10 protein-coding genes and 1 pseudogene are annotated in these 13,525 nt (G+C 58.8%); 6 read left to right on the top strand and 5 right to left on the bottom strand.

Annotated elements, in window-relative coordinates; all coding sequences use genetic code 11:
• Positions 1 to 4 precede the first annotated feature (4 nt).
• The 3 genes from ACP7BN_RS02155 to ACP7BN_RS02145 all read left to right on the top strand — a co-directional run bounded on the left by ACP7BN_RS02155 (position 5) and on the right by ACP7BN_RS02145 (position 1,677).
• On the top strand, positions 5 to 511 hold the full coding sequence (locus tag ACP7BN_RS02155; RefSeq protein WP_426201228.1) for a DUF4265 domain-containing protein: 507 nt from the start codon (positions 5 to 7) through the stop codon (positions 509 to 511).
• A gap of 154 nt (positions 512 to 665) precedes the next feature.
• A complete protein-coding gene (locus ACP7BN_RS02150; RefSeq protein ID WP_426201226.1) occupies positions 666 to 929 on the top strand; it encodes a PAAR domain-containing protein in 264 nt (87 codons plus the stop codon).
• Positions 930 to 1,035: 106 nt separating this feature from the next.
• Positions 1,036 to 1,677: a LysE family translocator gene (locus tag ACP7BN_RS02145; protein ID WP_426201224.1), complete on the top strand. Its 642-nt coding sequence runs from the start codon at positions 1,036 to 1,038 to the stop codon at positions 1,675 to 1,677.
• 10 nt (positions 1,678 to 1,687) lie between these two features.
• Here ACP7BN_RS02145 and argP read toward each other — a convergent pair whose 3' ends face one another.
• Complete coding sequence (gene argP, locus ACP7BN_RS02140; RefSeq protein ID WP_426201222.1) at positions 1,688 to 2,617, bottom strand: HTH-type transcriptional regulator ArgP; 930 nt, start codon at positions 2,615 to 2,617, stop codon at positions 1,688 to 1,690.
• Between the two features lie 782 nt (positions 2,618 to 3,399).
• Between argP and ACP7BN_RS02135 the strand changes: the two are divergent.
• A pseudogene (locus ACP7BN_RS02135) lies at positions 3,400 to 6,330 on the top strand (Ice nucleation protein); the annotation flags it as partial.
• Between the two features lie 6 nt (positions 6,331 to 6,336).
• On the opposite strand, the gene ACP7BN_RS02130 reads toward ACP7BN_RS02135, so the two are convergent.
• The gene (locus ACP7BN_RS02130; protein ID WP_426201220.1) at positions 6,337 to 7,227 is read right to left on the bottom strand and encodes an EamA family transporter; all 891 of its coding nucleotides are present in this window, start codon (positions 7,225 to 7,227) and stop codon (positions 6,337 to 6,339) included.
• Positions 7,224 to 8,453, bottom strand: a complete 1,230-nt coding sequence (locus ACP7BN_RS02125) for an MFS transporter (protein WP_426201218.1) — start codon at positions 8,451 to 8,453, stop codon at positions 7,224 to 7,226. Before ACP7BN_RS02125 ends, ACP7BN_RS02130 begins: the two co-directional genes overlap by 4 nt.
• 136 nt (positions 8,454 to 8,589) lie before the next feature.
• Between ACP7BN_RS02125 and ACP7BN_RS02120 the strand changes: the two genes are divergently transcribed.
• Entirely contained in the window at positions 8,590 to 9,054 is a 465-nt protein-coding gene (locus ACP7BN_RS02120) for a winged helix-turn-helix transcriptional regulator (RefSeq protein WP_426201216.1), read from the top strand.
• Here the strand turns inward: ACP7BN_RS02120 and ACP7BN_RS02115 are convergent.
• A complete protein-coding gene (locus tag ACP7BN_RS02115) occupies positions 9,029 to 9,922 on the bottom strand; it encodes an alpha/beta hydrolase (protein ID WP_426201576.1) in 894 nt (297 codons plus the stop codon). The genes ACP7BN_RS02120 and ACP7BN_RS02115 overlap by 26 nt on opposite strands.
• A gap of 187 nt (positions 9,923 to 10,109) precedes the next feature.
• On the opposite strand from ACP7BN_RS02115, the gene ACP7BN_RS02110 reads away from it, so the two are divergent.
• The gene (locus ACP7BN_RS02110) at positions 10,110 to 11,036 is read left to right on the top strand and encodes a Gfo/Idh/MocA family protein (protein ID WP_426201214.1); all 927 of its coding nucleotides are present in this window, start codon (positions 10,110 to 10,112) and stop codon (positions 11,034 to 11,036) included.
• 12 nt (positions 11,037 to 11,048) lie between these two features.
• Here ACP7BN_RS02110 and ACP7BN_RS02105 read toward each other — a convergent pair whose 3' ends face one another.
• Complete coding sequence (locus ACP7BN_RS02105) at positions 11,049 to 13,433, bottom strand: DUF3772 domain-containing protein (protein WP_426201212.1); 2,385 nt, start codon at positions 13,431 to 13,433, stop codon at positions 11,049 to 11,051.
• Positions 13,434 to 13,525 lie beyond the last annotated feature (92 nt).

Raw genomic sequence — 13,525 nt, 5'->3', positions numbered from 1 at the left:
TCACATGACCGAAATTTTTCATAAAATTATTTTTGAGTTAACACCTGATGAGGACGATTACCCACCGGTTTCTGCGGAGTCGGTATGGGGGATTTACCAAGGAGATAATGTTTATATTGTCGACAATACGCCTTATTACACGTATGGCGTAAGCAAGGGGGATAGCGTGCTAGCGCGTCAGAATGATGGCGAGTTAATCGTAACGCATGTAATCAGGCAGGGTGGGCACTCAACAATCAGGGTGTATGCCAATAATCCTGAAAAAAAATCAGAAATTATCGACAAGCTTCAAAAGCTTGGTGCTTCTTGTGTGTCTAACAAGGAGTTGTCACTCTTTTCAGTTGATATCCCCGGCTCTTGTGTTTTCTCGGTAGTCGATGAGTATCTTTCGGCCATCTCTGATGGAGAAAATATTGCGTACGAAGACGCATGCTTACAACACTCAGGCATCTCATCAGCTCGTCTGGATGAGTGCTTATCGCTTGCCACTGTTCCGTTCATGACACACTGATGACGTTACGAGATGGGCACCTGATAACTTTGTTCCTGACGGACTTGGATGAGCGAGCTGTCTAAATATGGAGGTAGTTGATTACTCCTTCCAGTCCGCTCGGAATGTATCGACTCAGACAGCCAGCCCCAACCCAAGTCAAAGGAGTGACAGTTTGAAAGACGCAATTCGCCTCGGCGACTCCACCACTCACGGTGGCAAGGTGCTCGAAGCATTCCCCCAGACCGACCTCAACGGCAAGCCGATTGCCGGGGTCGGTCATAAGGTCAGTTGCCCATTGTGCAAAGGGGTTTTCCCGATTGTCGAGGGCAGCAGCACCTACACCGTTGATGGCACGCCCATCGCTCTGGACGGTATGAAAACCGCTTGCGGTGCTGCGCTGATTGCCAGTGGACCGAAAGGGGCTGTGATCAGTTGAACGTCTGTTCTCCGGTCCGGCTTCCTTCCTGGAGTTGCAATGCTCGTCGCTTCTCACACGGATGTGACGACTGTAATATGGCCAACCCACTCCAACGAGCATGAAAATGGACTCTCACTCGCTTCTGGCTTTCACCCTGGTCGGTGCAATTGCCATCGCCAGCCCCGGCCCCGCGACGTTGATGGCGATCAACAACAGTCTGGCTCACGGCCAGCGCAGCGCGATCTGGTCGTCCCTTGGCAACGCGAGCGGTCTGTTCTGCCTGTCGGCCGCTGCGATGCTCGGCCTCGGCGCGTTGCTCGCCAGTTCTGAGATGCTGTTCAACGCGGTAAAGATCATCGGCGCCTGCTACCTGTTTTATCTGGGTATCAAGCAGTTCACCAAGAAGGGCCCGATGCTTGCGCAGGGTGCCGAGGCCGACGTGGCCAAGAGCCGGCCGACGCGCACCAGGCTGTATAAATCGGCGTTCCTGACGGCGGTGACCAATCCCAAGGCGACGATGTTTTTCACTGCATTGTTCCCGCAGTTCATCAATCAAAGTGAGGCGTTGCTGCCGCAGTTTTTGATTCTGACGTCAATCTTCATGGCGCTGTCGGTGACGTCGCTCAGCATGTACGCAGCACTCGCCTCGCGAGCCAAGGGTTGGTTGACCCGGCCGGAACTGTCGCGCTGGGTCAGCCGGGTGGTGGGGACGACGTTTATCGGTTTCGGCGCGGCGATTCTGACGATGCGTCGGCAGGCTGCGTAAGCGCTGCGTTTTATCTCTGTTTCAGCACGGTAGAGCGCTTGGTCGGTAACTTCGCGCTCAGGATGCGCCGGGCGGCATGTATCACGTGCCGCGTAAGTGCTTCCATACGCGGTGACTGTACGGCCCAGGCGTGCCAATAGAGCGCGACATCGGCGAAGTGGCCGGGCGCCAAATCCACCAACTCCCGGTTTTTCAGCAAGTCGCTCACTTGCAGCTGTGGAATCATGCCGTAGCCGAGGCCGCGGCGAATGGCCTTCAGGCGTGCCTCCGGAAGTGATAAGTAGTGAATCGGGAACGTGTCCGGGTGCAGGCCCAGGCGAGACTGCATGAACTCGGACTGCAACGTGTCTTTGCGCGAGTACGCAAAAATCGGCGCCTTGCGCGCCGCGTCTCGTGTCAGCCCTTTGGCAAACCATCGCGCCTCAAAGGCCGGGGACGCCACCAGCTGATAGCGAACCGACCCCAGAAGCTCTGCGAAACAACCCCGCATTGGCAGAGCGCGCGTGCCGATGCACGCAATGACTTGGCCACTTTCCAACAGCGTGTAGGTGTGATCCTGGTCGTCGACCACGACATCGAGCAGGATATTTTCGCTCACGAAGAACTCGGCGAGTGCCGGGAAAAACCATGTACACAGGGTGTCACCGTTGACGCCGACCACGACTCGCAAGTGGTCTTTTTCATCGCCGGACAGATCATGCAGCAGCTCTTCCTCAAGCACTGTTGCGCGGCGAAGATAGATCATCAGTTTTCTTCCAGTCAGCGTCGCCTCGCACGGGCGCCCGCGCACCACCACTGCACTGCCGAGCCGGACTTCGAGCGCGTGAATCCTCTGCGATACCGCTGAAGGCGTGACACTCAAGCGTTGCGCAGCCTTCTCAAAACTGCCACTTTCCACTACCGCCAGAAACGCCTGCATTTGTTTTGCGTCGAGCTTCATGACTGCAGTCCTGATTAAGTATTTCTAATCGATACTGAAATCTACTTCGTTTTTCTTCATATAAATACCGATTTGCTCAATCATTACCCTGTCGCAATGTGATTACGGTTGCAAATTGCGGTTATTGTTCAGAGTCGAAAGATTAACGTATTTGGTTTTTAGTGTGTCGCAGTCAGATGCTCTGTATCTGTGTCGACGTTATTGCCTGATTTGATTCTGCACATGGATTCTATGAAGGACGTTCGACTCCAAAGGATTTCAGAGATTTAAAGTTGTGAAGGTATCAGGAAATGAACACCGACAAGGTTTTGGTGCTGCGCACATGTGCCAATAACATGGCCGACCACTGCGGTCTGGTCTGGCCCATCTCAGGATGGGTGGAATGCAAGTATTGGGAACCTACGCGAAAGCTTGAAAATGGCTTGACCGGGTTGCTTTGGGGGCAGGGGCCAGACGCTCATTTGAGCATGCAGACAGATGCGCGATGGGTCGTATGTGAAGTTGCGGTGAGTGACCTGATTTTTCTTGAAGATGATGAAGGGGTCAAATTTTCGCGGGCTGAAGTGGTTCATGTGGGTACACGAGATAGCGCAATGGGCTATCTCTGCGATAACGCTGAGAAGTTTGAATCCTCGACGACGAATTTGATTGAGGCATTTGTGTTGCCTGAAGTGCAGCCAGACACCAGTGCGGTAACTCCCGTCCTGGCGCTGACAGCTGAAATTGCTCCCGATACCGTCAAACGCCGGACAACTGTTCGGGTTGTGCAAAAACTCGAAACCGCTGTTTATGGAAGTACCCTGACTGGCGCAAATCAGAGTCAGCTCATCGCAGGCTATGGCAGCACTGAAACTGCTGGAGATCGCAGCACGCTGATTGCCGGATATGGCAGTACCGGGACGTCGGGCTCCGATAGTTCGATCATTGCCGGCTACGGCAGTACCCAAACTGCCGGAGATGAAAGCTCGCTGATGGCGGGATACGGCAGCACGCAAACTGCCAAAGTTGGCAGTGATCTCACCGCAGGCTATGGCAGCACCGGCACCGCAGGCTCCGACAGCTCGCTGATCGCCGGTTATGGCAGCACGCAGACTGCCGGAGGTGAAAGCTCTTTGACCGCCGGTTACGGCAGTACGCAAACGGCGCAGGAAGGCAGTGATCTCACGGCGGGCTACGGCAGCACCGGCACCGCAGGTTCCGACAGCTCGCTGATTGCCGGTTATGGCAGTACGCAGACTGCCGGGGAAGACAGCTCCCTGACTGCCGGTTATGGCAGTACCCAAACAGCTCAATTGGGCAGCGATCTTACTGCCGGTTACGGCAGTACGAGCACCGCGGGTTCAGACAGCTCGCTGATTGCCGGTTATGGCAGTACGCAGACCGCCGGGGAAGACAGCACCCTGACTGCCGGTTATGGCAGTACGCAAACGGCTCAATATGGTAGCGATCTCACTGCCGGCTATGGCAGCACAAGCACAGCAGGCTCAGACAGCTCGCTGATCGCAGGCTATGGCAGTACGCAGACTGCCGGGGGAGATAGCTCCCTGACCGCCGGTTATGGCAGTACGCAAACGGCTCAATTGGGCAGCGATCTCACCGCTGGTTATGGCAGCACCAGCACCGCTGGCTCCGACAGTTCGCTGATCGCCGGTTATGGCAGCACCCAGACTGCGGGAGGAGAAAGCACCCTGACTGCCGGCTACGGTAGTACGCAGACGGCTCAGGAAGGTAGTGATCTCACCGCCGGCTACGGCAGTACGGCTACTACTGGATCCGGGAGTATGGTGACTGCCGGGTATGGCAGCTCGCAAACCGCCGGGCACGGAAGTGCATTAATCGCTGGTTACGGCAGCACTCAGACAGCAGGCTACAAAAGCATTCTGACCTCGGGCTACGGTAGTACTCAGACAGCCCAGGAAAGCAGCGATCTCATCGCCGGCTACGGCAGTACTGAAACCGGTGGATACGACAGCTCATTAATCGCCGGGTACGGCAGCACACAAACCGCCGGGCACGGCAGCGTTCTGACTGCCGGATACGGCAGTACCCAAACAGCGCAAGAAGGCAGCTCGCTGACCACGGGTTATGGCAGTACAAGCACAGCCGGGCCTGACAGTTCGCTGGTCGCGGGTTATGGCAGTACGCAAACCGCCGGTCAAGAAAGCACGCTCACGGCGGGCTACGGCAGTACCCAGACGGCGCAGGAAGACAGTTCACTCACTGCGGGTTATGGCAGTACTTCAACAGCCGGATTCAACAGTTCGTTGATTGCAGGCTATGGCAGTACTCAAACAACCGGCTATGACAGCACCCTGACTGCCGGCTACGGCAGCACGCAAACCGCTCAGGACAACAGCTCGCTTACCGCTGGCTACGGCAGTACGTCGACTGCGGGTTATCAAAGTTCGCTGATCGCCGGGTACGGCAGCACCCAGACCGCCGGCTATGATTCAACGCTCACCGCGGGTTATGGCAGTTGCCAGACGGCTCAGGAGCAAAGCTGGTTAACTACCGGCTACGGAAGTACATCGACCGCCGGCTGCGAAAGCACGCTGATCGCCGGCTACGGCAGTACGCAAACCGCAGGCTACCAAAGCACACTGACCGCAGGTTACGGCAGTACTCAAACCGCTCAGGAAGAAAGCTCGCTGACCACCGGTTATGGCAGCACCTCTACTGCGGGTTATAGCAGTACGCTGGTGGCCGGTTATGGCAGTACTCAAACCGCCGGTTACGCCAGCATCCTGACCGCAGGTTACGGCAGTACGCTGACCGCTCTGGACAGCAGCACGCTCACCGCGGGTTATGGCAGCACGCAAACGGCTGGTTTTGATAGCTCGTTGATGGCCGGTTACGGCAGCACGCAAATCGCTGGTTATGCCAGTACGTTGACCGCCGGTTACGGCAGTACCCAGATGGCAGCGCGCGACAGCACGCTCACCGCAGGTTATGGCAGCAACGGAACAGCGGGGCAGGACAGCTCACTGATTGCCGGTTACGGCAGCTCCTTGACCAGTGGCATGCACAGCTTCCTCACGGCGGGTTATGGCAGCACGCTGATCAGTGGACTTGAAAGCGTGCTGACCGCCGGTTATGGCAGCAGCCTGACTGCCGGCATGCACAGTAGCCTGACGGCCGGGTACGGCAGCAACCAGATCGCCAGTCACAAAAGTTCGCTGATTGCGGGCCAGGAAAGCACGCAGATTGCCGGGCACAAAAGCATGTTGATCGCCGGCAAGGGCAGTTCGCAGACGGCGGGTTCGCGCAGCACGTTGATCGCCGGCGCTGACAGCATCCAGATGGCCGGTGACCGCAGCAAACTGACTGCGGGTGCGGGCAGTAACCAGACCGCGGGCGACCGCAGCAAACTGTTGGCTGGCAGCAAGAGTTACCTCACCGCGGGCGATCGAAGCAAACTCACGGCGGGCGACGATTGTGTGCTCATGGCCGGTGACGCCAGCAAGCTGACGGCCGGCAAGAACTGCGAGCTGACCGCAGGCGCCAACAGTCGCCTCATCGCGAGCATTGGCTCAACCCTTACCGGCGGCGAAAACTCGACATTGGTATTCCGCTGCTGGGACGGCAAGCGCTACACCAACGTGGTGGTCAAGACCGGTACGGATGGCGTTGAGGCAGATATGCCCTATCAGTTGGATGAGGACAGAAGCGTCGTCATCAGAGCTGATGATCAGGCCGAAAGTGCAGCGATCTGATCGCCTTCATACGGTTGCGTAGCGCTTTAGAACCGCGCCAAGCAACCGCTGCCCATACAACCCGACCCCAAGCCCCGACACAATCAGCACCACCGCAATAATCTTGTTCAGCGACAATTGCTCATCAAAAATCACCACCGAACCCAGCAACCCGAACACCGGCACCAGCAACGACAACGGCGCGACGGTGGACACCGGATATTGCTTGAGCAACGAGTTCCATACCCAGTAGCCGAACAGCGTGTTGGGATAGACCTGAAACAGAATCGACAGGACGGCGCGGTAGTCGAGTTGGCTGACCAATGCGCTGTACCCCGTCGTGCCGTTCACCGCGTAATCCAGTGCAAACAGCGGTATCGGCGAGAACGCACTCGACCACACAAGAAACGCAAAAACCTCGGTGGTTCTGGCTTTCTTGTTGATCACGTTGGCCGCGCTCCAGGCAACTGCGCCGAGCAGCACCAGGCTCAAGCCAAGCGTGGTGACGGTGCCATCGACGATCGAAAGAATGCTCAGCAGACCACACAACGCGAGCGCCATGCCCGCGTATTGAAAGCGCGAAATCCTTTCCTTGAACACCCACGACCCGAGCAGGATGGTGAAGAACGCGCTGAACTGCAGCACCAGCGAAGCAATGCCCGCCGAAAGCCCGGATTTGATCCCGAGATTGACCACGCCCCACAACCCGATGCCGAACACCAGTCCGTAGCCGATGATGTAGCGCCATTGCACGTCAGGTTTCGGGATGAACAGGATCGCCGGCAGCGCGCACAGGGTGAAGCGAATGCCGGCGAGGATGAACGGGTCAACCGTGGTCAGTCCCAGTTTGATCACCGAGAAATTGATGCCCCAGATTGCGGTAATCGCAATGGCGAGTAACAGGTGCCTGGCCTTCATGCGGGTCTTCCTTGAGCGGGCGTTGAGTGATGAAGCGTGAGAAACCACAGGAGCAGGGCGGTCGCGCTGATCGCAGCGCCGAGCAGGCTGACCGCGATCCAGCCCCAGCGCGCGTAAACCTGGGTCGCGGCGACGGCGCCCAGTGCGCTACCGACTGAGTAGAAACACATGTACGCCCCGACCATGCGACTTTGCGCGTCGGGTCGTGCGGCGAAGATCATGCTCTGGTTGGTGACGTGCACGGCCTGCACCGCGAAGTCGAGCAGGATCACGCCGATGACCAGCGCGATCAGCGAAGACTCGGCAAAACTGCTGGGCAGCCATGAAAACGTCAGCAGCGCGAGGGATATGCCGGTCACCCGTTGCCCCAAACCCCGGTCAGCCCAGCGACCGGCACTTCTGGCCGCCAGCGCACCCGCAACGCCGGCCAAGCCAAACAGGCCGATCGCCGTATGAGAAAGCGACAGCGGCGGGGCGCTCAATGGCAGCACCATCGACGTCCACAGCACCGAGAAAGCGCCGAAGATCAACATCGCCAACAGGCCTCTGACCCGTAACGTGCGTTCGGTGATGAACAGTTTGAACAGAGAACCGATCAGCGCCCGATACGACTCTCGATGGCGCGGCAGCGCGGTGACCGGTGCGACTTTCCACAGCACTGCGGCGATGCTCAGCATCAACCCCGATGACACAAAATAAACCGCACGCCATCCCGCAAGATCTGCAATCACACCAGAAGTAAACCGCGCCAACAGAATGCCCAGCACGATGCCGCTGGTGACCGTGCCCACGGCTTGTCCGCGTTGTGCGGGCGTTGCGAGCATCGCGGTGTAAGCCACCAACACTTGAACCACCACGGCCAACAAACCAACGGCGATCATCGCGCTCAACAGGACCAGCCATTGCTGTGCAGCGCCGACAGCCGCGAGCGCCGCTGACGACAACAGGACTTGAGTCAGAACCAGCCGCTTGCGATTGACCAGATCCCCCAACGGCACGATGAACAATAACCCCAGCGCGTAACCAACCTGAGTCGCCATCACCACGATCCCGATCATCGACGGCGCTACGCCCAGGCTCTGAGCGATGGAATCAAGCAACGGTTGGGCGAAGTAAACATTGGCCACTGCCAGCGCGCAGGTGACCGAAAACAAAAACGTCAGCGCCGGCGATAGCCCGTCAGTCGCACGCGATGTGTTGATGGCCAATTTTGCATCTGCTGTCATGCACGCCTCCATGGCGTTAAACTGGTTTCAAATTAAAACCTGAGCTGATTGTTGCAATATCAGGTTTCAAATTGCAACCATGTTTCGCCTGGCGGGTCGCTAGACTCGCCAGGATCAAATTTCGGGAGGTCCCAACATGGTCGAAGTCGCATCACCGTCAGGCAACGAATGCCCAGTCGCCAGAACCCTTGAGGCCATTGGCGATCGCTGGTCGCTGATGATCATCCGCGATGCGTTTGACGACATTCGCCGCTTCAGTGAGTTTCAGAAGAGCCTCGGCGTGGCGAAAAACATTCTGGCGTCGCGCCTGAAAGCCTTGGTCGAGGTCGGGGTGTTTGATGTGCAACCGGCGTCGGACGGCAGCGCTTACAAAGAGTACGTACTGACCGAGAAGGGGCGGGAGATTTTTCCGCTGGTAATCAGCATGCGCCAGTGGGGCGAGCGCCATCTGTTCGAGCCGCAGGAGACGCGCTCGCTGTTGCTGGATAACGCCTCCGACCAACCGCTGCTGCCGATTGAAGTGCGCTCGGCAAGCGGTGAGAAACTCGGGCCGCGTGACTGCCACCGGATACGCCTTATTGGCGGCAAGCTGGCTGGTTGATGCGCGCGCTGATCCACTGTCGGCTGTGGCTCAGAACCCGTGCTGCGACAGTTGTGGGGAAGTGAATGAAGCCATGGGGACAGGCCGGCAACAGGTGCAGGTCAACTTCGGCGGCTTTCATCCACTGCCGGGCGATCAGCAGCGTGTCGTCACGCAACGGATCGAGCTCACCGGCAAACAGCAGCGCCGGAGGCAGACCGCTGAAGTCGCCATACAGCGGCGATAGCGGCGGTTGGCGACGTTGTTCGTCGCTCCTGTCTGGCGTGAGCATGCGCAGTGCTTCAACCATACCTGGGCCGTCGAGCAACAGCGTATCCGGGCCAGCGGCGCGCACGCTTGGCGTTCCGGTCAGGTCATAGACGCCGTAATACAGAACCGTCCCGAGTACGCGTTTGAGCAAGTCGGGCGAGGCTTTCAGTGACAACAACGTTGCAGCGGCGAGATGCGCACCAGCGGATTCGCCGACGACGATAACCGGCAGGTCCTTGAATTCTTCGCAGTCGCCCAACAGCCAACGCGCCGCGCCAAGGCAGTCACTCAGCAAGCCTTCGATCGGCGTCGACACCGCCAACCGGTAATCAACCGACACGGTGATCACCTCGCACGCGTTGACCATCGCCACGTTAAACGCGTCATCCATCTGCGCATTGCCAATCACCCAGCCGCCACCGTGGTAGTCCAGCACCACGCCTTTTGCCGGGCCTTCGGGTCTGATAATCCGCAAAGGAACGGCCACGCCGTCCACCGTGATCACTTTGGTCTCGGCAACAACCCCGCGCAATGTCCCCGCGCCAGAGATCTGCGCAACCCGCAACAAACCCTGAATCAAACGCGGCGTCAGACGATTGCGAATGCGGAAACGCGGCATCCATTTGAGCTTGCGGTTGAAGCGCTGCACCTGCTCCCGTTCTCTTTGGTCTAATGGCGCAAATTCTCTGCTATCCAATCTTTCACTCCCTTGTCAGGATAAGTCCCCGCGAACCCGCGGATTGTAGTGTGACCGCGTTCGACCTATAAACGCTTCCTAAAACAAGACAAACAATCAGGAGTCATTGATGCAACCGATCCGTCTCGGTCTGGTGGGCTACGGCAAGATTGCCCAGGATCAACACGTGCCAGCGATCATGGCCAACCCGGCGTTCGAGTTGGTGGCCGTGGCAACGCAAGGGCAGCCTTGCGCCGGCGTTGAGAATTTCCGATCCCTGAGCGAGCTGCTGGAAAACGGCCCGCAGGTCGATGCGGTTGCCTTCTGCACGCCGCCACAAGGTCGCTTCGCGCTGGTGCAGCAAGCGCTGGCCGCCGGCAAGCACGTACTCGTGGAAAAACCGCCGTGCCCAACCCTCGGTGAAGCGCTGGCGTTGGTCGATCAGGTCAACGCGCAAGGCGTCAGCGGTCTGTTCGCCTGGCATTCGCGTTACGCGCCGGGCATCGAAGCGGCGCGTGACTGGCTGGCCAGCCGCACTCTGCAAAGTGTGCAGATCGACTGGAAGGAAGACGTGCGCAAATGGCACCCCGGTCAGGCGTGGATCTGGCAGCCCGGCGGCCTCGGTGTATTCGATCCGGGCATCAACGCCTTGTCGATTGCCACCCACCTGCTGGCGTTGCCGCTGTTTGTCGAATCCGCCGAGCTGCGCGTGCCGAGTAACTGCCAGTCGCCGATTGCCGCGTCGATAAAAATGTCCGACGCGCGCCAGCTCGATGTACGCGCCGAGTTTGATTTCGATCACGGTCACGATGAGCTCTGGAGCATCGAAGTCCGTTGCGCCGAAGGTGTGCTGCGCCTCGACAATGGTGGCGCAATGTTGAGCATCGACGGCGTGCGCCAAGCGGTGTCGGAGGAGGGCGAGTACGCAGCGGTGTACCGACATTTCCAGCAGTTGATCAAGGACAAAACCAGCGACCTCGATCTGCAACCGCTGCGGCTGGTGGCTGACAGTTTCTTCGTCGGCAGCCGCGAGTTGGTTGCGCCTTTTTACGACTGACCGACGCAAGCGTCAGGCGGGCGGTTGGGCCGGTTTTGCCAGCTCGATTCCCGCCGCGCTCAAGCGCTTGAGGATTTCGAACAGCAAATCACTCTTGGTCGTGCCGACAATCCTCGGGCTGGCCACGTAACCGGTCACCGTCAACGTGATCCCGTCCGGCGACAGCTTGCTGAAGCGCACGAACGGCGCCGGGTTGGCGAGGATGGTTTCGTGTTCGGTGTAGGTGTCGAACAGCAGGTTCTGCACCTGCTCCGGGTCGATGTCCAGCGGAAACATCAGCTCCAGCGTCGCTACACCCTGGGCGCTGCCGCCGAGCGTGACGTTGCGCAGATTCTGCGAGATCAGCTGCGAATTGGGCACGATCACAATCGAGCGATCGCTGAGCTGGATCTCGGTGGCGCGCACATTGATGCGGCGGATATCGCCCTCGACGCCGCTGATGCTGATCAAATCGCCGACCTTGACCGGGCGCTCGGTCAGCAGAATCAGACCGGAGACGAAGTTCTTCACGATCTCCTGCAAACCGAAACCGATACCCACCGACAGCGCACTGACGATCCACGCCAGATTGGTCCACTGCACGCCTAGCGACGACAGCGTCAACAGAATTACCAACGCATAACCGATGTTGGAAAACAGTGTGCTCAGCGAGGCGCACATGCCAGGGTCCATATCGGTCTTTGGCAGAAACTCGTGGTCGAGCCAGCGGCGCAAAGCGCGGATCAGGTAGATGCCGATCAGCAGCGCCAGCATCGCGTTGAGCAAATGCCCAGGCACGATGTTCAATTTGCGCAGCCCGGCACCGCCAAGGATGGTGCCGATGTTGGCGATCAGTTGCCCGAGCGTAGTGCCGATGCCGCCGACGAACATGGTAATCACCGCCAGCAGCAGCAATCCGGCGCGCCCCACGCCCGCCAGCAGCGTCGAGGCTTGTTCAAGGCGCCGATCGCCGATGCCCAGCAACTGCTTCAACGCCTTGCCGCTGGAGTGGCGCGGCGAGAACAGGTACTCGCAGCTGTCCTTGAGCAGTTGCATCAGCAGATAAAATCCGCAGAACACGATGAACGCCCACACCAGCTCGTAAGTGATAAAACGCGCCAGCGACACGTAGCCGATCAGCAGCGCGCCGAGCGCAATTACCATTGCCAGAGTGGCGACGGTGTACACCACACCGGCAAATGTATTGCCCGCGACCGGCGCTTCACCGGCCGCCGCCAGCGCCTTGCGCACCTTGCCGAGTCGATACAGCAACGTCGCCACAATCCCCATCACCACCAGCGCTATCACCCCACGCCCGGAGATCACGATCTGGCTGCTCATCCCGGAAGCGTTGAAGATCTGCACCAGCGTGACCAGCACCAACAGCGTACCGGCGAGAATCTGAAAGAATGGCTTGAGTGTGAGTGCGACCTCGTCCGCCATCCCCGGCAAACGCCACGTCGGACGCTCGGTCGAGAGCAACGCGCGGCTCAACCCGGTGATCAGCACACAGGCATAAACCACCTTCTCGAATTCATCGGAAAACGTCGCCAGCATCGGCGGCAACGGTACATGCCGAGTGCAGGCGTAAAACAACAACTCCAGCGCAATCGCTGTGGCCGCCAGCGTTGCCAGCGCGGAAGCGAATGCCAGCGAACTGCGGCGCAAGCGTCCCTCCGGCATCCGATGAATACACACCCATGCCAACCACCGATCAGCGAACCGCCGGCCCAACGTCCACACCAGCCAGGCCAGCAGCACCAGAACGCCGGTGTAAAACCGCTGTTGCGGCCTCAATGCTTCGGCACCGGTTGCCTTGATTTGATCAACAAACCCCCCCAACCGGTGACGGTCGTCCCACGACGGCGCAACCAGCGGCGCCCAGAACCCGGTGCTCAACACACTGTGGCTGCGCAGAGTCAATTCGCTTTCCAGCAGCGTGCGCCTAATGCCAGCGATCTGGGTGATCAGCTCCGTCGCACTTTGCTTCAGCGTCGCGACATTCTTCAGCGCGGTATCGACCTTGTTCTTTTGCTCGGTCAAGGCCGCACGCTGCGCCACGATATCTGCCTGCTCGGCCGCCACCTCACCGACCGGTGCCGCGCCCAAAACACCAAGCTGCACGGTCAACTGCGCCTGCTGCGGCAACAACGAGGCCGACAACCGATCCAGGTCCAGAATAAACGCCTGCACCCGATCCTGCGGGCCTTCGAGCTGGTTGTAATTGTTCGCGGAGGAGATCTGCTGTTTGAGACCGTCAAGGCGCTGTTGCAGTGCCTGCAAATCGGTTTGAGTGACACCGGGGAGCGGGGCAGCGGTGTTGATCTCGGCCGTGCCCGGCAGATCGGCGGCCGACACCGACGCGATGGCTGGGCCGAGGAGGAGAAGCGCGAAGAAAAACAATAATGCTTTTTGCATGGGGGCTCGAACCAGGTTGATCACACAATCCTAAGAGGTTAGGTGATCGAAACGCGGAGCGAGGAAAAGTTTGGGGTGGAGTAGTTGAGCAA

Source organism: Pseudomonas sp. TWP3-1, from assembly GCF_049896625.1.
In the GTDB taxonomy this organism is placed as follows: domain Bacteria; phylum Pseudomonadota; class Gammaproteobacteria; order Pseudomonadales; family Pseudomonadaceae; genus Aquipseudomonas.
Note: the sequence above shows the minus strand (reverse complement) of the source record. Positions and strands in the feature narration are given on the sequence as shown.